Here is a 25401-nt window from a genome sequence, read left to right on the forward strand (position 1 = left end):
TTCCGAAACAATGAGTTTCCGATGTTTCCATTTATGCGCCGATCCTGTCGCCTATCTTCACCTCAAGCAAGCGCGCCGAGGGCGGCGCGGAGGTGGAAAGATGATTGAACGCAGACAGTTCGACAGCCTGGGCGGCGCCGACCACGGCTGGCTCAAGGCCCGGCACCATTTCTCCTTCGCCGGCTATCACGACCCCAGCCGCATGAACTGGGGCGCCCTGAGGGTCTGGAACGATGACGAGATCGCGCCGAACTCCGGATTCCCGCCCCACCCGCACGCCGACATGGAGATCATCACCTATGTCCGCGACGGGGCGATCACCCACCAGGACAGCCTGGGCAACAAGGGCCGCACCGTCGCCGGCGACGTGCAGGTGATGAGCGCGGGCTCGGGCGTGCGCCACGCCGAGTACAACCTCGAGCCGGAAACCACCCGCATCTTCCAGATCTGGATCGAGCCCACCCGCTACGGCGGCGCGCCGTCCTGGGGGGCCAAGCCCTTCCCCAAGGGGGACCGTTCCGGACGTTTCGTCACCCTGGCCAGCGGCTATGAGGACGACGGCGAGGCCCTGCCGATCCGCACCGACGCCCGCGTGCTGGGGGCCACGCTGAAGGCCGGCGAGACGACCGAATACGCGCTCGATCCCTCCCGCCACGCCTATCTCGTCCCGGCGGCCGGCCGGGTGGAGGTGAACGGCGTCTCGCTGGAGGCCCGCGACGGCGCGGCGATCACCGACGAGGGCGTCCTGCGGATCACCGCCCTGGAAGACTCCGAACTGGTTCTGGTGGACGCGGCCTGAGGCCGCGTCCCCTCCCCCTCTCACCGACAGGAGACAGCGACATGACGAAGGTTCTGGTCCTCTACTATTCGTCCTATGGCCACATCGAAACCATGGCCAAGGCCGTCGCCGAGGGCGCGCGCGAAGCGGGCGTCCAGGTCGACCTCAAGCGCGTTCCCGAACTCGTGCCCGACGAGGTGGCCAAGGCGTCGCACTACAAGCTCGACCAGGAGGCCCCGATCGCCAAGATCGAGGAACTGGCCGACTATGACGCCATCATCATCGGCGTCGGCACGCGGTTCGGCCGCATGGCCTCGCAGATGGCCAACTTCCTCGACCAGGCGGGCGGGCTGTGGGCCAGGGGCGCGCTGAACGGCAAGGTCGGCGGCGCCTTCACCTCCACGGCCACCCAGCACGGCGGTCAGGAGACGACGCTCTTCTCGATCATCGGCAACCTGCTCCACTTCGGCATGGTGGTCGTCGGTCTGGACTATGGCTTCCAGGGCCAGATGCGCCTGGACGAGGTGACCGGCGGCAGCCCCTACGGCGCCACCACCATCGCCGGCGGCGACGGGTCCCGCCAGCCCAGCGAGAACGAACTCGCCGGCGCACGCTATCAGGGCAAGAAGATCGCCGAGGCCGCCAAGAAGCTTCACGGTTGAGGTCTAGTTTCTGCGGGTCCGGTCCACGGGCCGGGCCCGCCCTCGCGCCCTGTCTATTCGACAAGTCGCGGCCGCTACACCGACACATCACTAAAACACCGAATGGATGACACCCCCCGAGCCTAATCGAGGCTCCCGTCCGCTGATCACAGCAACAAAGGGGGACGGACCATGTCATCCAATCACCGCCGCGCGGGGGGCCGTTCCGCCGTCCGCAGTCGCCGCGCCATCCTGGCCCTTTCGGCCTCCCTGCCCATTCTCGCCGCCGCCGGCGGCCAGGCCGCCGCCCAGGACGCCACGGTTTCCGAGCTGGTCGTCACGGCCACCCCGATCCGTGACTCGATCGAGAAGTCGCTGGAAATCCAGCGCGCCTCCGACAACATCGTCAACGTCATCGCCTCCGACACCATCGGCCGCTTCCCCGACGCCACGGCCGCGGGCGCGCTGGCCCGCCTGCCCGGCGTCGGCGTCCAGCGCGACCAGGGCCAGGAGCGCTACATCCAGATCCGCGGCGCGCCGACCCGCTGGACCACGGTCGCCCTCGACGGCGTCAACGTGCTGGGCGCCGAAGACCGCATCTTCCGCTTCGACTCCGTCCCGGCCGTGCAGATCGACCAGGTCGAGCTGAACAAAACCCTGCTGCCCTCCATGCCGGCCGAGGCGCTGGCCGGCCGCGTCAACATCCTCACCTATTCGCCGCTGAGCGAGACGGGCCTGCACGGTTCGTTCGACGCTGGCGGGGGCTTCGTCGACAACGGCGACGGTCCGGTGAAGCAGTATTCAGGCCGGCTCGGCTGGTCGGATGGAACCTGGGGGCTGACCGTGGCCGGCTCGCACTACGAGTTCGAGCAACACACGAACAACGCCGAGCCGCGCTTCGACAACATCGGCGTGACCCAGATGCGAATCGCCAAGTACATCATCACCCGGCAGACCGAATCCTACTCCGGAAAGATCGAATACGCGCCGTCGGACGACCTGCGCCTGACGCTGAGCCACCTGAACACCGAGTTCAACGACTTCGAAGAGCGTAACCAGTACACCTTCTACTACGCCAACGCCTTCTCGGGCACGCGCAACTTCGACACCGCCGAACTGGTCGGCGTGCCGGTGGTGGCCTCGTTCGAGGACGGCATCTATTCCAACGGCGTGTCCTTCACCGACCTCAACGGCCAGCACCGCTTCGGCGGCTGGGACGTGGACTGGCACCTCGCCTACACCACCACCGAATTCAACACGAACACGCCCACCACCGCCCAGCAGACCGCCACGGGCTCGGGCAAGCCGAACGCGACCACGGCGCTGCTGCTGCCCTCGATGACCCTGGACGTGAACGCCGAGCCGGGCGGCTATGTGCAGGCGACCCTGTTCGACACTGTCCTGAACGGCGGCGCCGTCACCCGCGGTCCGCAGCGCACCAACCTGAACCAGCTGTCGTTCACCAACGAGTTCGCCAGCGAATTCAGCTCCATGATCGAGACCGAGGCCTACACGGCGAAGTTCGACGTGGCGCGCGACTGGACGAGCTTCGGCCTCGACTCCAAGTTCAGCGCCGGCTTCCAGTACGACGACCGCAGCCAGCACAGCGAGACGACGGCCCTGGTGCGTCCCGACGGGACGGTCGTGTCCAGCTCCGCCTTCAACATCCGTACGATCGCCCAGCAGCTCGGCCTGCCCTGGACGCCCTTCGCCTTCGTCACCGACAACGCCTGGCTCGACCCGTTCGACCTCGGCTTTACGGCGAACTACATCCACAACCCGGCCATGTCGGACCAGATGCTCGCCATCATGGACGCGGCGCGGGCGGCCAACGCCAACGGCGCCAACTACCCCGTCTACGCTAATGACCCGCGGGCCGGGAACACGGTCGATGAGAAGGTCCTGGCCGGCTATGCGCAGAACCGCTGGGCCTGGGACCGCCAGTCTCTGATCGCCGGCCTGCGCGTCGAGCGGACCGAGGTGGAGACCGACGGCGTGGCCGTGGTGGGCTCGAAACTGACCCCGATCTCCTTCTCGAGCGAGGAGACCTTCGTCTTCCCGAGCCTGCACTACAACTTCGACTATTCCGACGAACTGAAGCTCCGGGCCGCCTTCATCTCCGGCGCCGCGCGTCCGTCCCTGGCCGACATGCGCGCCTCGGTCTCGGTGAACGACACCAGCCAGACCGTGTCCGGCGGCAACCCGACCCTGAAGCCTGAAACCGCCTATGGCCTCGACCTGTCGGCGGAATGGTACTTCGCCCCCGCCGCCCTGCTGGCGGTCAACGCCTACCACCGCGAGGTCAAGGACGTCCTCTTCGACGCCAGCCAGGTCATCACCGACGACAGCTATGACTTCGATGGCGCTGATCGCACCGGCTACGTGCTCGACTCCACGCAGAACGGCGGCGACGGCCACCTGTCGGGCGTCGAGTTGGTCTACTACCACCCCTGGGAGTTCCTGCCCGGCGCCTTCTCGGGCCTCGGCTTCCAGGGCAGCATCTCCTTCACCAAGGGCGAGTTCGAGACGCCGGACGGTTCGACCGTCGAGTTCCCGGGCACGTCCGACCGGATCGTCGGCGCCACCCTCTTCTACGAGAAGTACGGTCTCTCGAGCCGCCTGACCTACCAGTACCGCACCGACTGGCTGGACGAGGTGTTCCCCTCGGGCTCGGCGGCCAATTCGAACCTCTACTGGGACGAGACCACGCGCCTGGACTTCTCGGCGCGCTATCAGGTCAACGACTTCGTCTCGATCTTCATGGACGCCAACAACCTCACCGACGAGAAGGGCATCCGCTACCAGGGCTCCGAGGATCGGCCGTACGAGGTCGAGAGCTTCGGCCGGAAATTCCTCTTCGGCGTCCGCGCCAACTTCTGATCATCCCCTCACCTGCGGGCGGTCCGGCGACGGACCGCCCCTTGGGCGCCCCTGCATCGCACGGGGCGCTTTTCTTTTCCGGCGGAGCGGGAGGCGTCTAAAGCTCGGCCAGGTCCAGCATGACGCCAGCGTGGTCGCTGGCGCGCCAGCCTTCGGAGTCCACGCCGTCCAGCACGCGGGCGCGGCCGGTCACGCGCCAGCCCACAGGCCGCGCCAGCACGGCGTGGTCGATGGCGGGGCGGCCATCTGCGTCGGCGCCCTCACGCGGGCCCAGCAGGGTCGGCGGCATGTCGTGGTCGAGGGCCGGCCCCAGCGCCTGTAGAGCCGGCTCACGGGAACCGGCGTTCAGGTCGCCCGTCACGACAAGGCTCCCGCCATGCCCCTCGCCGGCCCAGGCGAGCGCATCCTCCAGCTGGCGCCGACGCAGCCGGTCGCCTTCCGGGCCGCGCAGGTGCGTCAGGTGCAGGTTGAGCAGGCGCAGGTCTCCGGCCGGCGTGACGAGGTCCAGCCGCTGGGCGATCCGCTCGCCGTCGCGCGGGTCCGAGGCCAGCGCCAGCCGCTCCTCGCCCGCCGCCGCCCAGCGGCTGAGGATGGCGAGACCCGAGGTGCTCAGGGTCGGGCGGCCGGCGTGAGGTCGGATCTTCGATCGCGCGGGCTGAGCGGCCACAAACAGGCCCAGCGCCTTGCCCAGCGCACAGGCGGTGTCGAACCCTTGCGCGGCGAAGCACTCCTGCAGACAGACGACGTCAGGCCCCAGCGCCTGGAGCCCGCGCGCCATCAGCCCCAGGCGCCGCGCATAGTCGCCCTCGTTCTTCCACGTGTTGAGGGTGACGATGCGCATGGCCTCAGGCCGCCCGGCGGCCCTCGGTCCACACGCCCCGGACCAGAGGCAGGCCCCCGGCCACCTTCACGCGCAGCAGGTCCGCCCGCAGTCCGGGCGCGATGACGCCGCGGTCGTCGAGCCGCGCCGCCTCGGCCGGCGCAGAGGTCACCAGGGCTGCGGCCCTCGGCAGGCTCCAGCCGAAGCGCTCGTCGGTGAGGGCGAAGGCGCATTCGATGAGGCTGCGCGGCACGTAGTCGGAGGCGAAGGCGTCCAGCAGCTCGGCCTCGGCCAGTTCGGCGGCGGGGACGTTGCCGGAATAGGAGCCGCCGCGGATCAGGTTGGGTCCGCCCATCACGATGACCATGCCGTGCTCACGCGAGCGGCGCGCCGCCTCGGCGGTCACGGGGAACTCGGCGATCGTCGCCCCCAGTTCGGCCGCCTCGTCCACATGGGCGACATCCTCGTCGTCGTGGCTCGCCAGGGGGGCGCCGCGGGCCCGCGCCACCTCGGCGACGAAGCGGCGATTTTGGACCGCATTGCGCGCCTGGCGCTCGCGGGCCCAGGCCAGGCGCTCCTGAGCGGCCTCCGCGCTCATCCCGTTCGCCTGCCAGTTGGCCAAGTGCTTCTCGAGATTCCGGTACTGCCGCTGTCCGGGCGTGTGGTCCATCAGCGAGAACAGCGCGGCCATGGGATGGTCGGCCAGGCCGTCCAGACGCTCGCGCAGATCATCGGCCGTCGTCTCGCAGCGCCAGTGCAGCCTGTGATCGCCCTTCAGCATGCCCTCGCGGCGGGCCAGATCGAGGCCGTCGACCAGCTTGCGGAGATTGTCGTCACCCCGGGCCGCCGAGGCGTTGAATGATCCCAGCGACATGGAGTCGTAGATGGTCGTCACCCCGACCGAGAGGCAGCAGCCGTCGTGCGTGACGGCGGCCGAGACGGGGTTCCAGTCGATGTTCGGCCGCGGGAAGTAGTGCTTCTCCAGGCTGTCGGTGTGCAGGTCGATGACGCCCGGCATCAGGACGTCGCCTTCCAGGTCCTCGCCGACGCCGCCGCGCCCGCGGTCCACCGCCGCGATCGTCCCGTCCCGCACCAGCAGGCTGCCGGTGAACTCCTCGTCGCCCGCCACGATGCGGGCGTTTCGAAACGCCAGTTCCACGCTCTTCTCCGATCCGAACTAGAAGCCGCCGCCGTCGCGCCCCGGCTCTGGGAAGACGATCTCGACCTCGTTGGTCGAGCGGGACTCGCCGAACTCCAGCGGACGGCCGAGACCGTCGACGTTGAGATAGCGGTGAACCATCAGGGGCACGTGACGCGGGATGCGCAGCAGCTCCGACTCCTGAGGCGTCGGCAGCCGCGCCGAGATGGCCGTGCGGCGGCGCGTGTAGTCGGGCACGCCGCTGTCGCGCAGGGTCTGGGTGATGGTGCCGCGCACCTTGTACATCTCGATGAAGGTGGGGAACCGCTCGAAGCTGAAGTGGTGGATCCCGAGGGCCGTCGGCTCGCCGTCCACGAACCGGTGGCGCTCCATGAAGATGATCGGCGCGCCGATCTTCAGCTCCAGGGCGGCGGCGACGCGGGTGTCGGCCGGCCGAACCTCAAGCTTGATGATCTTGGTCGCCGGCTCGCGGCCGCCGTTTCGCACGCCTTCGGTGAAGCGCGGCCGCCGCTTCAGCTGGGCCGGGCGCGTGGGCCGGCGCACGAAGCTCCCCCGCCCCTGGGTCGACTCCACGATCCCCTTCTCCTGCAGGTCCGACAGGGCGCGGCGAACCGTATGGCGGTTGACCATGAACTGCCGCGAGAGCTCGTACTCCGTCGGCAGCTTGTCTCCGGGAACCAGTTCGCGCGACCGGATGCGCTGTTCCAGCGACTGCGCGATCTCGCGCCAAAGCGGCATTCCACCTGGCATTTCAGCACCTCGACATCAGTGTTAGCGGGCTGTCCTAGACAAGTTTTACTGCTGTAAAATAAGTTTCATACTTGCCGTGTTGTCGCGAATTCGCTCTTCGAATACCCAATACATAAGACGAATACAACATTTTGCTTGGTTGTCGAGGTGAGATATGCCGGTTGAACCGGTCGAGCTTGCGGTGAACGAAGACCGCCGCCACTGGTTGTCCGTCCTGGCCAAGGCGCGCCCCGACGAGGTGGCCGCCGCCTGGGACGCCCTGCCCCAGCGTCCGGCCTATTCGGCCCTTCGCGCGCCCGAGACGGGGCTCGTCCTCGTCCGTGGCCGCATGGGCGGCGCCGGCGACGCTTTCAACGTGGGCGAGATGACGGTGACCCGGGCCGCGGTCCGCCTGGAGAGCGGCGAGACCGGAGTCGGCTACGTCGCCGGCCGCGATCGCCGGCACGCCGAACTGGCGGCCTGTCTCGACGCCATGATGCAGGCCCCCGCCCTGCGCGGCGCGGTGGAAGGCGCAGTGATCGACAAGCTCGCCCAGGCCCAGACGGAGCGGCGCGAGACCGCCGCCCGCAAGGCAGCTGCCACCAAGGTCGACTTCTTCACCATGGTCCGCACGCGAGGCCCGCAATGACCGCCGCCGCCCTCGACCTCAGCCGCATCGCGCCGGGCTTCGCCGACCCGGTCCGCGACAGCCAGGCCGTCTTCCGGGAAGTGATGGAGTCCGTCGCCCGGCCCGGCCGCGTGGCCCAGCTCGGCTTCGCCGCCGCCGCGCCGCACGGCCTCTCCCGCGCGGCCGGCGCGGTCGCCCTCACGCTCTTCGATTTCGAGACGCCGGTCTGGCTCGATCCGGCCCTGCGCGAGACCGAGGCGGAGTCCTGGCTGCGCTTCCACTGCGGCTGTCCGCTGACCGGCGAGGCCGGCCAGGCGGACTTCGCCATCGTGACCGACATGGCCGCCGCGCCGGCCCTCTCGGCCTTCAATCAGGGCGACGCCAAGTATCCGGACCGTTCGACCACGGTGATCCTGCAGGTCCAGGCCCTGGAGGGCGGTCCGACGGTGACGCTGAGCGGCCCGGGCATCCGCACCACCACAGACATCGCGCCCGCAGGCCTGCCGGCCGACTTCTGGGCGCAGCTCGAGACCAACCAGGCGCAGTTCCAGTTCGGCGTCGACGTGATGCTGGTCGCCGGCGACCGGCTGATCGCGCTGCCGCGCACCACCTCCGCCCAGACCAAGGGAGACTGATCATGGCCTATGTGTCCGTCAAAGGCGGCGAGAAGGCGATCACCCACGCCCACCAGTGGCTCGCCGAGGATCGCCGGGGCGATACGAGCGTGCCCGAGCTGACCGTCGCCCAGATCCGCGAGCAGATGTCGCTGGCCGTCGACCGGGTGATGAGCGAGGGCTCCTGCTACGACCGCGACCTCGCCGCCCTGGCCATCAAGCAGGCCCGCGGCGACCTGCCGGAAGCCATCTTCCTGCTGCGCGCCTACCGCACCACCCTGCCCCGCTTCGGCGCCACCCTGCCGGTGGAGACCGAGCAGATGGCCGTGCGCCGGCGGGTCTCGGCCGCCTTCAAGGACATTCCGGGCGGCCAGGTGCTGGGCCCGACCTTCGACTACACCCACCGCCTGCTGGACTTTCAGCTCGCCGCCGACGGCGTCGCCCCGCCGGCGCCCGCGCCGCAGGCCGAGGAGCCCCAGACCTATCCGATGCCGAACATCGCCTCGGTGTTCCGGCACGAGGACCTGCTGGAGCATGACGAGCGGACAGCCGAGGACCAGGAGCCCTACGACCTGACCCGCCAGCCGATGAAGTTCCCGGCCGACCGCGACCAGCGCCTGCAGGCGCTCGCCCGCGGCGACGAGGGCTTCCTGCTCAGCCTCGCCTATTCCTCCCAGCGCGGCTGGGGCTCCACCCATCCGCTCTGCGGCGAGATCCGCATGGGCGAAGTGGCCGTGGAGTTCGTGCCCGACGAGCTGGGCTTCCCCATCGAGATCGGCGAGATGACGGTCACCGAGTGCACCATGCTGTCGGGCTTCGCCGGCTCGGCGGAGCGCCCGCCGCAGTACACCCGCGGCTATGGCCTGACCTTCGGCCACTGCGAGCGCAAGGCGATGAGCATGGCCATCGTCGACCGGGCGCTGCGCCACCGCGAGGTGGGCGAACAGGCCGATGCGCCGGTGCAGGACGAGGAATTCGTCCTCTACCACTCCGACAATGTGGAGGCCTCGGGCTTCGTGCAGCACCTGAAGCTGCCGCACTACGTGGACTTCCAGGCCGACCTGCAGCTGATCCGCCGGCTCCGCAAGGAGCACTTCGAGCGCCGCGCCGCCCTGAAGGAAGCCGCCGAATGACGACCGCCCCCGAGGCTCGCGGCAACGCCCCCGAGCGCTACTACAACTATGCCTATCTGGACGAACAGACGAAGCGGATGATCCGCCGCTCGATCCTGAAGGCCCTGGCCATCCCCGGCTATCAGGTGCCCTTCGGTTCGCGCGAGATGCCGGTGCCCTACGGCTGGGGCACGGGCGGCATCCAGCTGACGGCGGCGATCATCGGCCCGGACGACGTCTACAAGTGCATCGACCAGGGCGCCGACGACACCACCAACGCCGTCTCCATCCGTCACTTCTTCGCCAAGGTGGCCGACGTGGCCACCACGGAGGACACGGGCGAGGCCACCATCATCCAGACGCGGCACCGCATCCCGGAGAAGCCGCTGAAGGAAGGCCAGGTGCTGGTCTACCAGGTGCCGCAGCCGGAACCCCTGCGGGGCCTGGAGCCGCGGGAGACCGAGACGCGGGCCATGCACGCCTACGAGGAGTATGGCCTGCAGTACGTTTCGCTCTACGAGAACGTCTCCGCCTACGGACGGATCGCCGCCACGGCCGGCTATCCGGTGATGGTCGAGGAGCGCTACCTGATGTCGCCCTCGCCCATCCCGAAGTTCGACAATCCGAAGATGGCGCAGAACGAAGCCATCATGCTGTTCGGCGCCGGACGCGAGAAGCGCATCTATGCGGTGCCGCCCTTCACCCGGGTCCGCAGCCTGGATTTCGAGGACTATCCCTTCGAGACCCAGACCTGGGAGGAGACCTGCGCCCTCTGCGGCGCCGAGGACTCCTACCTGGACGAGGTCATCCTCGACGACGCCGGGGCCAAGATGTTCGTCTGCTCCGACAGCCACTACTGCGCCGAACGCCGCGAAGCCGGCCACGCCGGTCCCATGGCCGGCCATGCGCTGGACCAGGACGCCGCGACCAAGGAACCTGCCCAATGAACGCCATTCCCGGACGCATCCAGCCCGCGCCGCTGCTGAGCGTCGAGGGCCTGACCAAGTGGTACGGCCATGTGCTGGGCTGCCGCGACGTCTCCTTCGAGCTGCGGCCCGGCGAAGTGCTGGGCGTGGTCGGCGAGAGCGGTTCAGGCAAGACCACCCTGCTCAACTGCATGTCGGGCAAGCTGACGCCGACCTCGGGCCAGGTGCGCTTCGACACCCGGCGCTTCGGCCTGACCGACATCTATGGCCTGTCCGAGCCGGACCGTCGGCGGATGCAGCGCGAGGAATGGGGCTTCGTGCACCAGAACCCGCGCGACGGCCTGCGCATGCGCGTCTCCGGCGGCGCCAATGTCGCCGAGCCGCTGATGAATCTCGGCCAGCGCCACTACGGCAAAATGCGCCAGGCGACCATCGACTGGCTGGATCGCGTCGAGCTGGACACCCGCCGCATCGACGACAAGCCGCGCAACTTCTCCGGCGGCATGCAGCAGCGCATCCAGGTGGCCCGCAACCTGATCCACGGCCCCCGCCTGGTGTTCATGGACGAGCCCACCGGCGGCCTGGACGTCTCGGTTCAGGCCCGCCTGCTCGACCTGCTGCGCGAACTGGTCCGAGACCTCGGCCTGGCCGTCATCATCGTCACCCATGACATGGCCGTCGCCCGCCTGATGGCCGACCGGCTGATGGTGATGAAGAGCGGCCTCGTGGTCGAAACCGGCCTGACCGACCAGGTGCTGGACGATCCCCAGCATCCCTACACCCAGCTCCTCGTCTCCTCCGTCCTGCAGATCTAGAGCCATGACCGACCAGCCGCTGATCATCGTCGAGGACCTGGCCAAGACCTTCGTCCTCCACAACGCCGAGTCCGCCGTCATCCCGGTCTTCCAGGACCTGAAGCTGGAGGTGGCCGGCGGCGAATGCGTCGTGCTCGCCGGGGAGTCGGGCGTGGGCAAGTCCACCCTGATGCGCTCCATCTTCGGCAACTACCTGCCCACCCAGGGCGCGGTGCGCGTGCTGCACGACGGACAGTATGTGGACATCACCCGGGCCAGCCCGCACGAGGTGCTGGACGTGCGCCGGCGCACCCTGGGCTATGTGAGCCAGTTCCTGCGGGTCATCCCGCGCATCCCCACCCTGCAGCTCGTCATGGAGCCTCTGCTGGAGAACGGCGTGGCCGAGGCGCAGGCCCGCGAGCGCGCCTGCGCCCTGCTCTCGGCGCTGCGCCTGCCCGAGGCCCACTGGGACCTGCCGCCGGCCACCTTCTCCGGCGGCGAGCAGCAGCGGGTGAACATCGCCCGCAGCTTCATCCGCAAGTATCCGGTGATGCTGCTGGACGAGCCGACGGCCTCGCTGGACGCGGAGAACCGCGCGATCGTGGTCCGCCTGATCCAGGAGGCGCTCTCCGAAGGCGCGGCCATGATCGGCATCTTCCATGACCACGACGTCCGCGACGCGGTCGCCACGCGACTGTTCGAAGTCTCCCAATTCAAGGCGGCGGCCTGAGGACCATGACCGAGACCCGCATCTTCTCCGATCAGGTGGTGACGCCGGAGGGCCAGATCGCCGCCGAAGTGATCGTCCGGGGCGAAACCATCGCCGCCGTGGAGCCCAAGAGCGCGCCGTCCGCCGCGGCCCTGGACTGGCGCGGCGACGTGCTGATCCCGGGGCTGGTGGATATCCACACCGACAATCTGGAAAAGCACTATCAGCCGAGGCCCGGCGCCCTTTGGGACGCCTATGGCGCGGCGCTGGCCCACGACGGCCAGTGCGTGACGGCGGGGATCACCACGGTCTTCGACTCGCTCAGCCTGCACGGCCGCAAGGACGGACTGGACCGGAAGGACGCGCTCGGGCCCATGATCGCCGGCGTGGACCAGGCGCAGAAGGACGGCGCCCTGCGCGCCGATCACCTGCTGCACCTGCGCTGCGAGGTGACCAATCCGGAGCTGCTCAACCTCCTGGAGCCGCACGCCGACAATCCGCGGCTCAAGCTGCTGTCGATCATGGACCACACGCCGGGCCAGCGTCAGACGGCGAACGTCGAACGGATGCACGAGCGCCTGGTCGCCGCCGGCCGTTCGGCCGAGGAGATCGAGGAGATCATGGCCCGCCGTCACGCCGGCCGCGATCCCGGCGTCGCCTATGACAACCGCCGCAAGGTGGTGGCCTTCGCCCGCGAGTACGGCCTGCCGCTGGCCGCCCACGACGACGAGACGCTGGAACATGTCGACGAGGCGCAGGACGACGGCTGCGTCATCGCCGAGTTTCCGGTGACGTTGCCCGCCGCCCGCAAGGCGCGCGAATACGGCATGTTCGTCGCCATGGGCGCGCCGAACTTCGTGCGCGGCGGCTCGCATTCGGGCAATCTGTCGGCGCGCGAGGCCGCCCAGGCCGACGCGCTCGACATCCTCGCCTCCGACTATGTGCCGCTCTCCATGATCCGCTCCGCCTTCATGCTGATCGACGACCTGGGCTGGACGCCGCAGCGGGCGATCGCCACCGTCGCCTCCGGCCCCGCGCGCAGCGTCGGCCTGACCGACCGCGGCGAGCTCGCGGCGGGGCAGCGCGCCGATCTCGTCCGCGTGTCGCGACGCAGCGGCGGCTGGCCGGCGCCGGTCGAGGTCTGGCGTCAGGGCGCGCGGGTGGCATGAGCGCCCGCTACGCCGTCTACTACGCGCCCGATCCGCAGGGGCAGCTCTGGAACCTGGCCTGCGCCTGGCTCGGCCGCGACCCGCATCGCAAGACCAGTTGCGCACGCCCGGACATGCCCGGCCTGGCCGATGTCGATCTCGACGCCCTCACCGCCAGCCCGCGCGGCTACGGCTTCCACGCGACTCTGAAGGCGCCGTTCGAACTGGCCGAGGGGCGGCGCGAGGTCGAGTTGCTGGACTTCGCCGAGGGTTTTGCGAAGGGCCGCTCGCCCTTCACGGCCGCGATCTCGCCGCAGGCGCTGGGGCGCTTCCTGGCTTTCCGGCTGGACGCGCCCTGTCCCGAGATGAGCGCCTTCGCCGCGGCCTGCGTGAAGGAATTCGACCCCTTCCGGGCCCCGCTCTCCGAGTTCGACATCGCCCGGCGGCGCAAGGCGGACCTGACGCCCGCCCAGGACGCGCGCATGCTGCAGTGGGGCTATCCCTACATCTTCGAAGACTTCCGCTTCCACATGACGCTGACCAACAGGATCGACGACGATTCCCTGCGTGAGCGCGTGCTGGACGCTCTGCGCCAGCTCTTCGCCTATGTCAGCGGACCGCATCGCTTCGACGGCGTCGCCATCTACCGCCAAGCCGATCGTGACGCCCCCTTCGAGGTGATGCAGCGTTTCGGCTTCTCGGCTCAGGCGGCGGCGAGCCCGGCCTAGGCGCGTTCTATGCGCGCGGCATAGCAGCCGCGTGCGGCGAAGTGCGCCTGCAGATAGGCGACGCCAGGCAGGCCGAGCAGGCGCCGGACCGGCGCATCCAGATCAGCGCCTGGACAGAGGTCCGCATCGACCATCATCCCCTGCGCATCGAAGGCGCGCAGGGAGATGAACGGCCGGCGGGAAAGAACGGGCGGGATCTCGTCCCTCACCTCCGCCGTCTCGATCACCCCCTCCTCCACGAAGATGGCGTGGCTGGCGCGATAGGGCGTGTCCGCCGGCTGGTGGACATGGTTCAGCAGCAGGACCGTGGCCCCCGCAGGCGCGTCCGCGAGGCTGATCCGGCAGGGATAGCCGACAGGCGCGTCCACCTCCTGGCGGACGACGCCTCGGGCGGTGAGCTCGGCGTCGCTGAGCCCGAAGAGGGGCTGGAACAGTCGGCTGTCCAGGCCGCGAACGAGATAGGCCATAGCAGGTCTCCGTTTTTTCGAAGACTGCCGCGCCTGGAGCCGCCCGCCGATGTGGCCAGACGATTACAGCGCCGATTGTCGCTAGAACTTCTCGCCGCGCAGCACTTCCACATCAGACACCGCGACCACCCCGGGATAGTCGGCGAAGAAGTCGGCCAGGCGCGCCAGCACCTTTTCGGCCGCCTCGCTGGAGACGAGCGCCAGGATCAGGCGCTTTTCCTGGCCCGGCGTGAAGTCGCCGCTGCGCCATTCCCCGCTGTCGCCCGCGCCGGCCAGGCTCGGCAGGACGGTCCAGCCACGCACGCCGGCCTCGCTCAGGAAGGCCTCCACCCGCCTCAGCACCGGCGCTTCAATCACGATCTCCAGCTTCTTGCGTCGCGTCAGTTGCATGGGCTCACCCGATGAAGGCCTGCGCCGCGGCGGCGTAGAGCGGAACGCCGAAGACGAGGTTGAAGGGGAAGGTCACGGCCAGGGAGAGCGTCAGATAGACCCCGGGATCGGCGTCCGGAAGCGCGATGCGCATGGCCGCAGGCACGGCGATATAGGAGGCGCTGGCGGCCAGGATCGCCAGCACGGCCGCATTGCCGGGGGCCAGTCCGAGGATCAGCGCCAGAGTCAGGGCCAGGGCCGAAGACACGAGCGGCATGACCAGGGCGAAGCCCACCAGCGGCAAGGTCAGCGACCGGGCGGCGCTGAGCCGTCGCGCGGCGACGAGGCCCATGTCGAGCAGGAAGAGCACCAGCACGCCCTGGAAGACCGGTCCGACGAAGACCTCCATCTTGGCCATGCCGGCGTCGCCGGTCAGCAGGCCGACGAGGAAGGCGCCGATCAGGAGCACCACCGAGCCGTTGAGCGCGACCTCGCGAAACAGCTCGCTCCGCAGCCCCTGGCGGCCGGGCGCCCCGCCGCCGGCCAGGATCAGGGCCGACAGGATGGCCGGCGTCTCCATCAAGGCCACGACCGCGACCATGTAGCCGCCGAAGGGCACGCCGCTGACCCTGAGGAACTCCGTCCCGGCCACGAAGGTGACGATGGAGACCGATCCGTAGTGGGCCGCCGTGGCGGCCGCCGTCGTCCGATCGAGGCGGCTGATGAGCCGCAGCACGCCGAAGGCGATGACGGGGATGCCGAAGCTCAGCGCAAGGCCAAGGCCCGCGGCCCTCATGAAGTCGGCGCTGAGGCCCGCCCGCGCGGCCTCGACCCCGCCCTTGAAGCCGATGGAGAGCATCAGGACCAGCGCCAGCGTCTTGGCCGCGCCTTCGGGCACGGCGAGATCCGACTTGAACCAGCCCGCGCCGAAACCGAGCAGGAAGAAGAGGATGGCCGGCGTGAGCAGGTTCGTCAGGGCGGGCTGGAGCGAGTCGACCACGGGCGAGTATCCGAAAGCGGCGGGAGGCGCGCCCTGCTATCAGAGCCGCGCCTCAGGATCAGCCCAAAGGATCAGGTCGTGATGGCCCTTATCATAGCCATTACGCCGGCTTCTCGTGACCCGCCGTTGGATAACTCCACGACATCGTCCCCCACCACGCTGTAGGCGCTCGCCCGGGCGATGCGGTCGGCGATCTCGGCTGCGGTCTCCCGGCCGCGCGACTGCAGGCGCCGCCGCAGATCCTCCGGCGGCGCGGTGACCGAGATCACCCGCATCGCGCCGAATCTGCGGCGAGCCTCGTCCAAGACGCCGCGGGAGACGTTGGCCACCACCCGTCGGCCGGCCGCCAGTTGGGGGAGGATGTCGGCGGGGACTCCGTAGCAGAGACCATGGGCGCGCCATGAGAGGGCGTAGTCCCCGGCCGCCTCCCGCCGACCGAACTCCGTCTCGTCGACCTCGAGATGATCCTCGCCGCCGGCCTCGGCCGGACGGGTGATCTCACGGCGGACGAAAACAACCCTGGGATCGTCGGCCAGGGCTGCGCGGGCGCCGTCCATCAGGGTGTCCTTGCCGACGCCGGACGGGCCGACGACCAGCACAAGGAGCCCCGCCTCAGACGTACTTCTCGACGAAGGCGTCGGCGTCGAGGGCGCGGAAGTCTGCAAGGGCGTCGGCGAGCCGTTCATGTTCCCAGTCCCACCAGGCGATGGCGAGGATGCCGTCCTGCACCGCCTTGGGGAAGCGCTCTCGGATCGGCTTGGACGGCACGCCGCCCACAATGGTGAAGGGCGCCACGTCCTTCGAGACGACGGCGCCGGCGCCGACGACCGAGCCCGTGCCGACGGTCACGCCCGGCAGGATGGTGACCCCGTGGCCCAGCCAGACGTCGTGGCCGAGGGTCACCCGATGAGAGCGGCGCCACTCGAAGAAGTCCTCGTCGTCGCTCTCGCCCATCTCGTAGGACACGGCGCGGTAGCTGAAGTGATGCTGCGCCGCCTTCCAGGTGGGATGGTTGCCCGGATTGATCCGCACGTCGCGGGCGATCGAGCAGAACTTGCCGATCTCCGCATAGGCGGCGCTGGAATCGTTGACGATGTAGCTGTAGGCGCCCATCGCCGTCTCGGACAGGCTGGTGCGCGCGCCGACCCGGCACCAGGGGCCGAGGATGCTGTCGTGGACCTGCGCCTCGGCGCTGATGTGCGGCTCGGGCCCCTTGGGCCGGCCCGCGGGCTCGGCCGGGGGAACGAAACGCTCGAAGTACCGGTAGCCCGGCTCCAGCGGCCGGGTGGAAAGCTTCAGACTCATCAGGCGGCGGCCACCACCGGGGTCGCAAAGCCCTGCCGGCCGTTCCGCGAGCCGTAGATCCGGTCCACCACCTCGGGCGTCAGGCCCGAGGGCGCGCCGTCATAGACCACCTTGCCCTTGGACATGCCGATGACCCGCGTGCAGTAGCGGCGGGCGATATCCAGACTGTGAAGATTGACGATCACGGGAATGCCTCGCTGGCGGCAGACGTCCTGGAGGGCGTCCATCACCACCTCGGCGTTGATCGGATCGAGGGAGGCGACGGGCTCGTCGGCCAGCAGGATGTCGGGCTCCTGCAGCATGGCCCGGGCGATCGCGACCCGCTGCTGCTGGCCCCCGGACAGGGTGGCGGCGCGTTGCAGCGCAGCCTGCGCCATGTCGAGGCGGTCGAGCTCGAGAATGGCGCGGGCGCGATCCTCGGCCGGGAAGATCTTCAGGAGCGAGGTGGAAAGCGGACGCTCAGCTAGCACGCCGACCAGGACGTTCGTCACGACGTCCAGCCGCGGACACAGGTTGAACTGCTGGAAGATCATGGCGCAGCGGCGGCGCCACTGGCGCAGGGGACGGCCCTTCAGGGCGCCGACATCCTGTCCGTCCCAGAGCAGCTGACCGGAGCTGGGCTCGGCGAGACGATTGATAAGGCGCAGCAGGGTGGACTTGCCGGCCCCGGAGCGGCCGATGATTCCGATGAATTCCCCGCGGTCGCAGCGCAGGGAGACGCCGTCGACGGCGCTGACCTCCCCAAACCGCTTGGTCACGTCGCGCAGCTCCAGCATCCTGCCTCCAGGTCCCGCTTGGCTCGATCCTGGAAGCCTAGGGGCAAGCGGTGACCCGGACGTGACGCAAATTCCGGCAAGGTCCTGAACCAACAAGGGATTTGTCGCAGAGGCGCACCCGCGCTGTCTCGCCGCCGTCACGGCGGTCGCCTAGCTAGCTGCGCGGAGGTGACCCGTGGCGGAATTCCTGGTGATCGGCGCCCTGGCCCTGGACCGGCCGGTCTGGCTCTCGGCGCCGATTCAGCGCGGCGGCCGCGTGATCGGCCGCACCCTGGGCGGACGGCTTGAGCCAAGGCTCGGCGGCGGCGCGGCCAATGCCGGGGTGGCGTTGCGCAAGGCCGGACATCGGGTGGCCGTGGCCAGCGCGGTCGCGGCGGACGCCGGCGGCGACGACGTCCTCGCCCGCGCCCGGGAGGCTGGCCTGGACGTCGACCTGGTGGTCCGCCGGGCCGGCGAGAGCCGCATGACGCTCCTCCTGATCGATCCTGACGGCGAGCGGGTGGTCATGGGCCTGGATGCGGCGAGCCCCCTGCCCGCGCCGCCGCCTCTCCCTACTCCGGACCAGCGGTCCGACCTGACGCCGGAGGGCGTCTATGTGCGCACGCCCTATCCGGGCGCCGCGGCCTGGGCGGCGCGCTCCGCCGGCCCCGTGGTGCTGCACTGGCCGGCGCCCGGCTATGACGGCCCAGCCGATGTCGTCGTCTGTTCGGCCGACGATCTTCCGCGGGGCATTCTCGCCGCACCCTTCGAGGCCGCGCGGGCGGCCCTCGGCCCGCGCCTCACCTGGGTCGTGGTCACCTATGGGGCGGACGGCGCACGCGCCCATGACGGACGCAACGAGCTGTTCGCCGCGCCGCCGCCTGCGCGGGCCCTGGATTCCACCGGAGCCGGCGATGTCTTCGCCGCCGGCCTTCTGGACGCGCTGCGCGCCGGCGCGGCGATGGAGGCGGCTCTGGCGCACGCCAGCGCCTGGGGCGCGGCGACGGTGGAGCTGGCCAGTTCCGCCCCGGTCGACGCGCCGGCCGGACTCTATCGGCCCTACCCGACCGGCGACTAGGCCAGGCGGTTGCGCAGCCAGCGCGAGAGGCTGTCCAGGGCGGCGACCGCGACCATGTAGAGCAGGATGATGAAGGCGGCCTGGTCGAAGGCGAAGATGCGGATCCGCTCCTCCAGCTCGAAGCCCACCCCGCCCGCGCCGACGATGCCGAGCACGCCGGCATTGCGGAAGTTGCCCTCCAGAAAGAACAGGGTCTGGCTGGTGGCCACGGGCGCGAACTGCGGCGCCAGACCGTAGCGCATGACGTTCAGCGGCGAGGCGCCGGCCGAGCGGACGCCTTCCAGCGGCCTGCCGTCGGTGTTTTCCAGGGCTTCCGAGAACAGCTTGGCGAGGTTCGGGATGTCGGCCAGCGCCAGGGCCACCACGCCGGCGAAGGGGCCGAGCCCGAAGGCGGAGACCAGGATCAGCGCCCAGACGAGCGCAGGCACCCCGCGGAACACATCCAGGAAGCGCCGGAAAAGGAAGTGGAGCACGCCGTGGGAGACGACCGTCTTGGCCCCAAGCACGCCCAGCGGCAGGGCGACCAGGGCCGCGATCGCCGTCCCGGCGAAGGCCATGGCGAAGGTCTCGGCCAGAGCCTTCAGTATCCGGACGAACTGCCCGCCCGAGCTGGGCGGGACCATCTCGCCGAGGAACCGGCCGAGCTTGCCGAAGCCCGACATGAAGGCCCCGGGCGCGAGCTGCAGATCGATCGCCATGGCCAGGAAGGCGGCCAGGGCCGCGACCGTGAAGACCAGCCCCCTCGCGCGGCGCCGCCAGGCGGGGCGCAGCACTTCCGGCGCGATCGCCCGGGCCTGTTCGACGGTCGCGCCGGCCATCACGCCTTCTCCAGCCCGATCAGCCGATGCCGCACGGCCTCGGAGACCAGGTCGATGACGAAGATCATGCCGATGATGATCATCAGGATGGCCAGGTAGGTGTCGAACTCGGTGTAGGTGATCGCCCGCTGCAGCTCGAGCCCGATGCCCCCTGCCCCGACGATGCCGAGCGCCGCCGCGCCGGCCAGATTCCCTTCCAGCCGGATCAGCGCATAGGAGGCGTAGTTGGGCAGCACCTGGGGCAGGACGCCGTAGCGGATCTTCTTCACCGGGCCTGCGCCGCTGGCGGTGAGGGCCTCGAGCTGGCGCGGATCGATCTCCTCGTTGATCTCGGCGAAAAGCTTTCCGAGGCCTCCGAGCGTGGAGATGGCCAGGGTCAGCACGCCAGCCAGCGGCCCGACGCCGAAGGCCGCCACCAGGATCAGGGCCATGATCAGGTCGGGCAGGGTCCGGATCGCCTCCAGGGCCCGCCGCACGATGAAGCGGACCGGGGCGAAGGGCATGAGGTTCTGCGCGGCCAGGAACGAGGCGAAGAGCGCCAGCACGGCCCCGAAGCCGGTCGCCAGGATCGCCATCTCCACCGTCTGCCACGCGGCCCGCAGCCAGAGCGGCAGGGCGTAGAACCAGGAGGCCAGCGACCCCTGCGTGCGCCGTCCCTCGAACAGAGCCTCGGCGCGCAGGTCGGGGATCATCCGGTCGAGGAAGTCGCCGATGCGGCCCAGCGGGTCGCCGCCCAGGTCGGAGCCGAAGAACTGACTGCGCTGGAACGACACCGCCAGCAGGATCGAGAATATGGCCAGGCCGATGGCCGCCTCGGCGCGCTGCCGCATCAGCAGGCGGCGGCGGTCGCGCTCGAACGCCTCGACCACGCCGACGGTCATTCGACGCCTGCGCCCTGACGGACCAGGGCCTCGGCCTCTGTCGGCTCGAACTCCTCGGCCTCGGGCACGAAGGCCGCAGCCCAGGCGAAGGCCTCGGGCGCCTCCAGGTGCATGGCCACATGGACGCCGATCAGGCGGAAGCGCCGCTCGTCGGGCATGTCCCTGCGGACGGCCAGGGCGAGGTCCGCGAGCGGACGAGCGCGCCACACGACCCGAAGGTCGTCGCACAGGTCCTCTCCGGGCGCGTTGCCGCGGCAGAGACGCTGCCAGGCGCCGGCGTGCAGGGCCATGGCCGCAGCCTCGCCCGAGCGCAGGCGCGCCGCGGCCTCCTCGTAGTCGGCGGCCACCAGGGCCTCCCCGAAGAAGCTCTCCGGCGCGCCGTAGTCGGCCAGGGCCCGCCGCGGCGCATCCAGATGCGCCTTCATCCGGCCGCCAAAGACCAGATCCGCCCCGCGAAGATCGGCGAGGGTCCGGGCCGGCGAATCCTTCGCCACCGAAAGCACGATCGGCAGGCGCGTCAGCTGGCCGCGCGGGCGAACCGTCATGACGGCGCGGACCTCTCCGGCCACCGGCCGATAGGCCTCGCCATCCAGCACGGCGATGTCCACCTGCCCCCGGGCCAGGGCCTGGGCGGCGGCGGCGCGGTCGGCGAAGGCGCAGGTCTGAGTCGTGACGCCCAGCCGCTCGCCCAGCAGGCGATGATAGGCGCGCTGGCCTGGCGGGTCGCCGGCGGCGAGCGGCCGGCAGGGCGCGGTCGTCTCCGACAGCTGGGCGATGCGCAGCGGCGCGCCCGGCGTCTGGGCCTGAGCGGCGCTGGCCAGCAGCGCGGCGATTGCGAGCAGCAGACGCTTCACGGGCGGGCCCCATTGCGGCGCGCGGCGATGTCTTCCGCCCGCAACTGGATGATCTTGGCGTAGTGGTCCCGCGTCACGGCCGTGAAGGTGGCGCCGTCCGGCTGGCCGATGTCGCGCCAGGTGTCGGGATCGTCGTACGGCAGGGCCGCCATCGCGCCCCGCACCGCGTCGATGAAGGGCTGCGGCCGATCGGTGCGAAGCACCACCGAGGTGTTGGGGATGGGCCCGGCGGTCCAGATGATGCGGAAGTCTTCCAGGTCGACCAGGCCGCGCCGGGCCATGGTGTAATGCGCGCCGGTCGTGAAACCGTGCTCCGGATCGCCGCCGCCCGCCTGGATGATGGTGGCGTCGAACTGGCCGTTCTCCAGGGCCATGACCGCCTGGGTGTGGCCGCCGGCGAAGCTCGACTTGCCGAAGAAGGCGTCCGGATCGATGCCCTGATCGCGCATCACCGAGCGGGGGAAGAGGTAGCCCGATGTCGAGTTGAAATCGACATAGCCGAGGGTGCGGCCCTTCAGGTCCTGGATGGACCGGTAGGGGCTGTCGGCCTTCACCAGCAGGGCGGAATAGTAGCCGGTCTCCCCCTCGGCCTGGCGGACGGTGAGGATCGGCGCGGCGAGTTCGCCGATCTGGGCGTCCACATTGGCGTAGCTGCCGCCCGCCATGGTGGCGATGTCGACCTGCCCGCTGGAGAGCGCCTGGATCGTGCCGTTGTAGTCGGAGCTCTCGAACAGCTTCACCGGCAGGCCGGTCGCCCGTCCGATATAGGTTTTGTAGCCGTTGAGGCGCCGGGTGATCATCGGGTCGTCCTCCGACCCGCGCACCGCCATGCGCACTTCCTTCATCTGACCGCGCCAGTCGCCGTCGGCGACCTTCGCCTCGCCCCCGCAGCCGGCGAGCGCCACGCCCGCCATCGCCAGGATCGCGCCGGTGAGCCGCATGTCTCGCCCCTACGCCTGGAACCTCGCCGGCTGTCTCTGCCCGGCGTGTGGCGGTGTCGCACCCCGACGTGTCGCAGGCGTGACACGGCGCGGCGGCCAGCCTCCATCGCCAGGCCGGTTGTCGAGCCCGGCGGAAGGGCGCTCAAGCCCTTGATCCGTCGTCTGACGTTCAGCCGCAGGGAAAGCTCAGCCGCACCACGCCGCCCTCGCCCCTGGGGAATTCCAGGCGGCCGCCGAGCTGGGCGGCCAGGCTGCGCATGATGCCGAAGCCGAGGCTCCTGGCCCCCGGCGAGGCGGGTTCGCCCGGAAAGCCCGGCCCGTCGTCGCGCACCTCGAGAACGGCGTCGGCTTCGCCCGCAGCCTGTTCGAGGGTGACGACGATCCTGCCGCCGTCGCGCCCCTTGAACGCGTGCTTGAGGGCGTTGGTGACCACCTCCGCGACCAGCAGCGACAGGGTGACCAGACGCGTGGTGTCGATCTGCACGTCCTGCGCCCGAACCTCCCAGACCACGTCCTTCGCGCCGACGGCGTGCACCAGGTCCTCGCAGAGGGCGGAGAGGCAGTCCCCCAGGCTCATCTCCATGGCCTGCGGATCGTAGAGGCGCCGGTGGACCTGGGACATGGTGATCAGCCGGTCATGCGCCTCGTCCAGCGCCTGGACCGCTTCGGGCGTCGCGCCATGGCGCTTCAGCTGCAGGAGCGAGGCGACGAAGGTCATGTTGTTGGCGACGCGGTGCTGCAGTTCCTGGAACATCACGCGCTGCTGGTCATAGAGCCGGGCGGTCAGCTCCTGTTCGGCCTGCAGCTTGGCCATCGCCCGCCGCATCACCTCGATCAGGGCGATGTCGACGCCGACCACGAAGGCGTAAAAGATCAAGGTCACGGCGCCGGCGCCGGTGATCGCGAACCCGGCCGGCGGAATGAAGAACCACCACGCCGCCAGGCCGGACAGGACGGCGCAGACGATGCCTGGCCACAGTCCGGCGACGAATGCGGTGACGATCACCGCCGGAAAAAAGGTCAGGTAGGGAAAGCCCGGCGGCAGCAGGTCGTCCGTCGCGAAGCGCACATAGAGCGCCACCGTTGCGGTCACGATCGCCAGGCCGTAGCCCAGGAGCAGGTTCCGCTCGAATAGACGCATTCACCCGCCCCGCTCGCCGAACGATCGTCCCCGGCGTCGATCTACCTAGTTCTGTCCCAGGTGTTCGTCTATCCGCCTCCCGACAAAGCCCGAACAGTTCCTGCCGTTTTCTTGAACCGCCGCCTCGCCGCAGGCGTGATGATCGCGCGAGCACCCGGGCGGCGCCTCAGGCGACCTGGCCGCCACTGCGGAGCATCGCGTTAAGGGACGCTTAACCATAACCGCCGACCCTCATCACGTCTTCCTTGAAGACACCCCACCATCACCGACCTTCTCAAGCCCGGCTTCGGCCGGGCTCTTTTTTCGCCCCCGGCGCCGGGGGCTGTGGAAAGCCGGGAACGGAGGGTTGCGTTGGGGGCGAGGCCAGCGTATACGCGCCGCCCTACGGTGCTGATCCCCGATAGCTCAGTTGGTAGAGCAGTCGGCTGTTAACCGACTTGTCGCAGGTTCGAGTCCTGCTCGGGGAGCCACCGCACCAAGGACCTTCGGGGCCTCCGTCCCACAAGCAAGCCGCCCTCCCCACGCCGGATCGTCACGGATCGGCGCAACCGCATGCGTCAGGACACGCTCGCGGCGCGGCCGAGTCGGGACCGGGGCGAATCGCCCGCCTCCAGTGTCCGAATCGCCGCCGCGCCGCCGCCAGGGCGACGATCAGCCGAACTCCGCCGGATCGGGGCCGATGCGGCCGTCCTCGACGTCGAGGCTGGCGACGGCGGCCATCTCCGCCTCGTCCAGTTCGAAGTCGAAGACATCCAGATTCTGGGCGATGCGCTGCGGGTTCACCGATTTCGGGATGACGAGCAGGCCGAGCTGAACGTGCCAGCGCAGGATGATCTGCGCGGGTGTCTTGCCGTGCCTTTCGGCCAGCCGCGTCAGGACCGGCTCGTCCAGCAGTTGGCCCTGGCCGAGCGGGCTCCAGGACTCGGTCAGGACGCCGAGCCGCGCGTGGGCCTCGCGCAGTCCGGCCTGCGAAAACCGCGGATGCAGCTCGATCTGGTTGACCGCGGGCGTCACGCCGGTTTCGCCGATGATCCGCTCCAGATCCCCGACCCGAAAGTTGGAGACCCCGATCGAGCCGGCGCGTCCCTCCTCCCGCAGGCGGACGAGCGCCTTCCATGATTCGACGAAGATATCCTGCTGCGGGCAGGGCCAATGGATCAGGTAGAGATCGACATGGTCGAGCCCGAGCCGCTCGAGGCTCTTGTCGAAGGCCCGCAGGGCGCGGTCGTAGCCCTGGCTCTCGTTCCACAGCTTGGTGGTGACGAAGACCTCCCCGCGCGGCAGGCCGGAGGCGCGAATCCCCTCGCCCACGCCGGCCTCGTTGCCATAGACGGCCGCCGTGTCGACGGCGCGGTAGCCCGCAGAGAGCGCCGTCGCCACGACCCTGGCGGTCTCGTCTGCGGGGGTCCGCCAGACCCCGAGGCCGAGTTGCGGCATTCTACGGCCGTCGTTGAGGGTCAGTTCCGGGCTCCTCATCACCAGGTGCCCGTATTGGCCATGGAGGCCCACGGCTCGGCCGGCGCGAGCGCCGGACCGGCCTGCAGCAGCTCCACGGAGATGCCGTCGGGCGAGCGGACGAAGGCCATGCGGCCGTCGCGCGGGGGCCGGTTGATGGTCACCCCGCCGTCCATCAGGCGCTGGCAGGCGGCGTAGATGTCGTCCACGGCATAGGCCAGGTGGCCGAAGTTGCGGCCGCCCTGATAGTCCTCAGGGTCCCAGTTGTAGGTCAGCTCGACGGTCGGCGCGCGCTTCTCCTTCGCCGCGGCCTCGTCGCCCGGAGCGCAGAGAAAGACGAGGGTGAAGCGGCCGGCCTCGTTCTCCATCCGCGACACTTCCTTCAGGCCGAGCTTGTCGCAGTAGAAGGCGAGCGACTCGTCCAGATCGCGAACGCGGACCATGGTGTGGAGGTATCTCACGGGCAGTCTCCTGAGGATCTCGTGGGGCGGCGGCCGCTGCGGCCGGCTCGGTCGCCTGCAAATCTATGCCGGAAGCTGAGGATCGCCAGGCACAGTCCCCAACCTTCGGGCATCCTTTCCGCGATTTCATTTGCGAAGGAACCCTCGCCGCAGCACAACCGCCGGTGTCCAGCGAACACTGGGATGTGACCGTACCGCGCTTTCCAGCCG

At 69.7% G+C, this 25401-nt stretch carries 28 protein-coding genes and 1 tRNA gene; 13 read left to right on the forward strand and 16 right to left on the reverse strand.

Features of this window, described 5'->3' with window-relative positions; translation table 11 throughout:
- Nucleotides 1-100 precede the first annotated feature (100 nt).
- From H2041_RS16895 to H2041_RS16905, 3 genes are all read left to right on the forward strand, one after another.
- Nucleotides 101-799: a pirin family protein gene (locus H2041_RS16895; protein WP_293414718.1), complete on the forward strand. Its 699-nt coding sequence runs from the start codon at nucleotides 101-103 to the stop codon at nucleotides 797-799.
- Nucleotides 800-840: 41 nt separating this feature from the next.
- Nucleotides 841-1440: an NAD(P)H:quinone oxidoreductase gene (gene wrbA / locus H2041_RS16900; protein WP_293414720.1), complete on the forward strand. Its 600-nt coding sequence runs from the start codon at nucleotides 841-843 to the stop codon at nucleotides 1438-1440.
- A gap of 171 nt (nucleotides 1441-1611) precedes the next feature.
- Entirely contained in the window at nucleotides 1612-4299 is a 2688-nt protein-coding gene (locus tag H2041_RS16905) for a TonB-dependent receptor (RefSeq protein WP_293414722.1), read from the forward strand.
- A gap of 97 nt (nucleotides 4300-4396) precedes the next feature.
- Here H2041_RS16905 and H2041_RS16910 read toward each other — a convergent pair whose 3' ends face one another.
- Genes H2041_RS16910 through phnF form a run of 3 tightly spaced genes read right to left on the reverse strand, consistent with a single transcriptional unit; the run spans nucleotide 4397 to nucleotide 7016 of the window.
- Nucleotides 4397-5140, reverse strand: coding sequence for an endonuclease/exonuclease/phosphatase family protein (locus H2041_RS16910; RefSeq protein WP_293414724.1), 744 nt, complete (start codon nucleotides 5138-5140; stop codon nucleotides 4397-4399).
- A gap of 4 nt (nucleotides 5141-5144) precedes the next feature.
- Nucleotides 5145-6278, reverse strand: a complete 1134-nt coding sequence (locus H2041_RS16915; protein WP_293414726.1) for an alpha-D-ribose 1-methylphosphonate 5-triphosphate diphosphatase — start codon at nucleotides 6276-6278, stop codon at nucleotides 5145-5147.
- Between the two features lie 18 nt (nucleotides 6279-6296).
- Nucleotides 6297-7016, reverse strand: coding sequence for a phosphonate metabolism transcriptional regulator PhnF (gene phnF, locus H2041_RS16920; protein WP_293414728.1), 720 nt, complete (start codon nucleotides 7014-7016; stop codon nucleotides 6297-6299).
- Between the two features lie 166 nt (nucleotides 7017-7182).
- On the opposite strand from phnF, the gene phnG reads away from it, so the two are divergent.
- Genes phnG through H2041_RS16960 form a run of 8 tightly spaced genes read left to right on the forward strand, consistent with a single transcriptional unit; the run spans nucleotide 7183 to nucleotide 13666 of the window.
- Nucleotides 7183-7656: a phosphonate C-P lyase system protein PhnG gene (gene phnG / locus H2041_RS16925; protein WP_293414730.1), complete on the forward strand. Its 474-nt coding sequence runs from the start codon at nucleotides 7183-7185 to the stop codon at nucleotides 7654-7656.
- On the forward strand, nucleotides 7653-8270 hold the full coding sequence (phnH, locus tag H2041_RS16930; protein WP_293414732.1) for a phosphonate C-P lyase system protein PhnH: 618 nt from the start codon (nucleotides 7653-7655) through the stop codon (nucleotides 8268-8270). The genes phnG and phnH overlap by 4 nt, the downstream gene beginning before the upstream one ends.
- A 2-nt stretch (nucleotides 8271-8272) precedes the next feature.
- Nucleotides 8273-9382 carry a carbon-phosphorus lyase complex subunit PhnI gene (locus H2041_RS16935; protein WP_293414734.1) on the forward strand — a complete coding sequence of 370 codons (1110 nt, stop codon included), beginning with the start codon at nucleotides 8273-8275 and terminating at the stop codon, nucleotides 9380-9382.
- On the forward strand, nucleotides 9379-10308 hold the full coding sequence (locus H2041_RS16940) for an alpha-D-ribose 1-methylphosphonate 5-phosphate C-P-lyase PhnJ (protein ID WP_293414735.1): 930 nt from the start codon (nucleotides 9379-9381) through the stop codon (nucleotides 10306-10308). The genes H2041_RS16935 and H2041_RS16940 overlap by 4 nt, the downstream gene beginning before the upstream one ends.
- Nucleotides 10305-11102, forward strand: coding sequence for a phosphonate C-P lyase system protein PhnK (gene phnK, locus H2041_RS16945; protein ID WP_293414736.1), 798 nt, complete (start codon nucleotides 10305-10307; stop codon nucleotides 11100-11102). The genes H2041_RS16940 and phnK overlap by 4 nt, the downstream gene beginning before the upstream one ends.
- Before the next feature lie 4 nt (nucleotides 11103-11106).
- A complete protein-coding gene (phnL, locus tag H2041_RS16950) occupies nucleotides 11107-11811 on the forward strand; it encodes a phosphonate C-P lyase system protein PhnL (RefSeq protein WP_293414737.1) in 705 nt (234 codons plus the stop codon).
- 5 nt (nucleotides 11812-11816) lie between these two features.
- A complete protein-coding gene (locus H2041_RS16955; protein ID WP_293414739.1) occupies nucleotides 11817-12959 on the forward strand; it encodes an alpha-D-ribose 1-methylphosphonate 5-triphosphate diphosphatase in 1143 nt (380 codons plus the stop codon).
- On the forward strand, nucleotides 12956-13666 hold the full coding sequence (locus H2041_RS16960) for a DUF1045 domain-containing protein (RefSeq protein ID WP_293414741.1): 711 nt from the start codon (nucleotides 12956-12958) through the stop codon (nucleotides 13664-13666). The genes H2041_RS16955 and H2041_RS16960 overlap by 4 nt, the downstream gene beginning before the upstream one ends.
- On the opposite strand, the gene H2041_RS16965 is transcribed toward H2041_RS16960, so the two are convergent.
- The 6 genes from H2041_RS16965 to phnC all read right to left on the reverse strand — a co-directional run bounded on the left by H2041_RS16965 (nucleotide 13663) and on the right by phnC (nucleotide 17583).
- On the reverse strand, nucleotides 13663-14133 hold the full coding sequence (locus H2041_RS16965; protein ID WP_293414743.1) for a DUF1203 domain-containing protein: 471 nt from the start codon (nucleotides 14131-14133) through the stop codon (nucleotides 13663-13665). The genes H2041_RS16960 and H2041_RS16965 overlap by 4 nt on opposite strands.
- Nucleotides 14134-14214: 81 nt before the next feature.
- On the reverse strand, nucleotides 14215-14523 hold the full coding sequence (locus tag H2041_RS16970) for a hypothetical protein (protein WP_293414745.1): 309 nt from the start codon (nucleotides 14521-14523) through the stop codon (nucleotides 14215-14217).
- A gap of 4 nt (nucleotides 14524-14527) precedes the next feature.
- Nucleotides 14528-15502 (reverse strand): sodium-dependent bicarbonate transport family permease, encoded by a 975-nt coding sequence (locus H2041_RS16975; protein WP_293414747.1) that lies wholly within the window; start codon nucleotides 15500-15502, stop codon nucleotides 14528-14530.
- Between the two features lie 71 nt (nucleotides 15503-15573).
- Complete coding sequence (phnN, locus tag H2041_RS16980) at nucleotides 15574-16101, reverse strand: phosphonate metabolism protein/1,5-bisphosphokinase (PRPP-forming) PhnN (RefSeq protein WP_293414748.1); 528 nt, start codon at nucleotides 16099-16101, stop codon at nucleotides 15574-15576.
- A gap of 13 nt (nucleotides 16102-16114) precedes the next feature.
- The gene (locus tag H2041_RS16985; protein ID WP_293414749.1) at nucleotides 16115-16807 is read right to left on the reverse strand and encodes a hypothetical protein; all 693 of its coding nucleotides are present in this window, start codon (nucleotides 16805-16807) and stop codon (nucleotides 16115-16117) included.
- The gene (gene phnC / locus H2041_RS16990; protein ID WP_293414750.1) at nucleotides 16807-17583 is read right to left on the reverse strand and encodes a phosphonate ABC transporter ATP-binding protein; all 777 of its coding nucleotides are present in this window, start codon (nucleotides 17581-17583) and stop codon (nucleotides 16807-16809) included. Before phnC ends, H2041_RS16985 begins: the two co-directional genes overlap by 1 nt.
- Nucleotides 17584-17758: 175 nt before the next feature.
- On the opposite strand from phnC, the gene H2041_RS16995 reads away from it, so the two are divergent.
- Complete coding sequence (locus H2041_RS16995; protein WP_293414751.1) at nucleotides 17759-18640, forward strand: PfkB family carbohydrate kinase; 882 nt, start codon at nucleotides 17759-17761, stop codon at nucleotides 18638-18640.
- Here H2041_RS16995 and phnE (H2041_RS17000) read toward each other — a convergent pair.
- The 5 genes from phnE (H2041_RS17000) to H2041_RS17020 form a co-directional block, all read right to left on the reverse strand.
- Nucleotides 18637-19458, reverse strand: coding sequence for a phosphonate ABC transporter, permease protein PhnE (gene phnE, locus H2041_RS17000; RefSeq protein ID WP_293414753.1), 822 nt, complete (start codon nucleotides 19456-19458; stop codon nucleotides 18637-18639). The two genes, H2041_RS16995 and phnE (H2041_RS17000), sit on opposite strands and share 4 nt — an antisense overlap.
- Nucleotides 19458-20339 carry a phosphonate ABC transporter, permease protein PhnE gene (gene phnE, locus H2041_RS17005; RefSeq protein ID WP_293414755.1) on the reverse strand — a complete coding sequence of 294 codons (882 nt, stop codon included), beginning with the start codon at nucleotides 20337-20339 and terminating at the stop codon, nucleotides 19458-19460. Before phnE (H2041_RS17005) ends, phnE (H2041_RS17000) begins: the two co-directional genes overlap by 1 nt.
- Nucleotides 20336-21193, reverse strand: coding sequence for a PhnD/SsuA/transferrin family substrate-binding protein (locus tag H2041_RS17010; protein ID WP_293414756.1), 858 nt, complete (start codon nucleotides 21191-21193; stop codon nucleotides 20336-20338). The genes phnE (H2041_RS17005) and H2041_RS17010 overlap by 4 nt, the downstream gene beginning before the upstream one ends.
- Nucleotides 21190-22134 carry a phosphate/phosphite/phosphonate ABC transporter substrate-binding protein gene (phnD, locus tag H2041_RS17015; RefSeq protein ID WP_293414757.1) on the reverse strand — a complete coding sequence of 315 codons (945 nt, stop codon included), beginning with the start codon at nucleotides 22132-22134 and terminating at the stop codon, nucleotides 21190-21192. Before phnD ends, H2041_RS17010 begins: the two co-directional genes overlap by 4 nt.
- A gap of 169 nt (nucleotides 22135-22303) precedes the next feature.
- A complete protein-coding gene (locus H2041_RS17020; protein WP_293414759.1) occupies nucleotides 22304-23275 on the reverse strand; it encodes a histidine kinase dimerization/phosphoacceptor domain -containing protein in 972 nt (323 codons plus the stop codon).
- A gap of 394 nt (nucleotides 23276-23669) precedes the next feature.
- Here H2041_RS17020 and H2041_RS17025 point away from each other — a divergent pair.
- Nucleotides 23670-23745 (forward strand) — tRNA-Asn (locus H2041_RS17025).
- A 181-nt stretch (nucleotides 23746-23926) separates the two neighbouring features.
- Here the strand turns inward: H2041_RS17025 and H2041_RS17030 are convergent.
- Together H2041_RS17030 and H2041_RS17035 are read right to left on the reverse strand one after the other, a co-directional pair.
- Nucleotides 23927-24712, reverse strand: coding sequence for an aldo/keto reductase (locus tag H2041_RS17030; RefSeq protein ID WP_293414761.1), 786 nt, complete (start codon nucleotides 24710-24712; stop codon nucleotides 23927-23929).
- A gap of 38 nt (nucleotides 24713-24750) precedes the next feature.
- Entirely contained in the window at nucleotides 24751-25191 is a 441-nt protein-coding gene (locus H2041_RS17035; RefSeq protein ID WP_293414763.1) for a VOC family protein, read from the reverse strand.
- Nucleotides 25192-25401: the final 210 nt, after the last annotated feature.

The sequence above is a fragment of the Phenylobacterium sp. genome (genome assembly GCF_013911965.1).
Taxonomy (GTDB): domain Bacteria; phylum Pseudomonadota; class Alphaproteobacteria; order Caulobacterales; family Caulobacteraceae; genus Phenylobacterium.

Excerpts from the sequence above, each read along its gene's own strand:
- H2041_RS16960 (WP_293414741.1), top strand. The coding sequence starts at position 12,956 with ATGAGCGCCCGCTACGCCGTCTACTACGCGCCCGATCCGCAGGGGCAG.
- phnE (WP_293414755.1), bottom strand. The coding sequence starts at position 20,339 with ATGACCGTCGGCGTGGTCGAGGCGTTCGAGCGCGACCGCCGCCGCCTG.
- H2041_RS16935 (WP_293414734.1), top strand. The coding sequence starts at position 8,273 with ATGGCCTATGTGTCCGTCAAAGGCGGCGAGAAGGCGATCACCCACGCC.
- H2041_RS16895 (WP_293414718.1), top strand. The coding sequence starts at position 101 with ATGATTGAACGCAGACAGTTCGACAGCCTGGGCGGCGCCGACCACGGC.
- phnC (WP_293414750.1), bottom strand. The coding sequence starts at position 17,583 with ATGCTGGAGCTGCGCGACGTGACCAAGCGGTTTGGGGAGGTCAGCGCC.
- H2041_RS16985 (WP_293414749.1), bottom strand. The coding sequence starts at position 16,807 with ATGAGTCTGAAGCTTTCCACCCGGCCGCTGGAGCCGGGCTACCGGTAC.
- phnD (WP_293414757.1), bottom strand. The coding sequence starts at position 22,134 with ATGCGGCTCACCGGCGCGATCCTGGCGATGGCGGGCGTGGCGCTCGCC.
- H2041_RS16965 (WP_293414743.1), bottom strand. The coding sequence starts at position 14,133 with ATGGCCTATCTCGTTCGCGGCCTGGACAGCCGACTGTTCCAGCCCCTC.
- phnK (WP_293414736.1), top strand. The coding sequence starts at position 10,305 with ATGAACGCCATTCCCGGACGCATCCAGCCCGCGCCGCTGCTGAGCGTC.
- H2041_RS16970 (WP_293414745.1), bottom strand. The coding sequence starts at position 14,523 with ATGCAACTGACGCGACGCAAGAAGCTGGAGATCGTGATTGAAGCGCCG.
- H2041_RS16955 (WP_293414739.1), top strand. The coding sequence starts at position 11,817 with ATGACCGAGACCCGCATCTTCTCCGATCAGGTGGTGACGCCGGAGGGC.
- H2041_RS17030 (WP_293414761.1), bottom strand. The coding sequence starts at position 24,712 with ATGCCGCAACTCGGCCTCGGGGTCTGGCGGACCCCCGCAGACGAGACC.
- H2041_RS17020 (WP_293414759.1), bottom strand. The coding sequence starts at position 23,275 with ATGCGTCTATTCGAGCGGAACCTGCTCCTGGGCTACGGCCTGGCGATC.
- H2041_RS16905 (WP_293414722.1), top strand. The coding sequence starts at position 1,612 with ATGTCATCCAATCACCGCCGCGCGGGGGGCCGTTCCGCCGTCCGCAGT.
- H2041_RS16940 (WP_293414735.1), top strand. The coding sequence starts at position 9,379 with ATGACGACCGCCCCCGAGGCTCGCGGCAACGCCCCCGAGCGCTACTAC.
- phnL (WP_293414737.1), top strand. The coding sequence starts at position 11,107 with ATGACCGACCAGCCGCTGATCATCGTCGAGGACCTGGCCAAGACCTTC.
- phnF (WP_293414728.1), bottom strand. The coding sequence starts at position 7,016 with ATGCCGCTTTGGCGCGAGATCGCGCAGTCGCTGGAACAGCGCATCCGG.
- wrbA (WP_293414720.1), top strand. The coding sequence starts at position 841 with ATGACGAAGGTTCTGGTCCTCTACTATTCGTCCTATGGCCACATCGAA.
- phnH (WP_293414732.1), top strand. The coding sequence starts at position 7,653 with ATGACCGCCGCCGCCCTCGACCTCAGCCGCATCGCGCCGGGCTTCGCC.
- H2041_RS16910 (WP_293414724.1), bottom strand. The coding sequence starts at position 5,140 with ATGCGCATCGTCACCCTCAACACGTGGAAGAACGAGGGCGACTATGCG.
- phnE (WP_293414753.1), bottom strand. The coding sequence starts at position 19,458 with ATGGCCGGCGCGACCGTCGAACAGGCCCGGGCGATCGCGCCGGAAGTG.
- phnG (WP_293414730.1), top strand. The coding sequence starts at position 7,183 with ATGCCGGTTGAACCGGTCGAGCTTGCGGTGAACGAAGACCGCCGCCAC.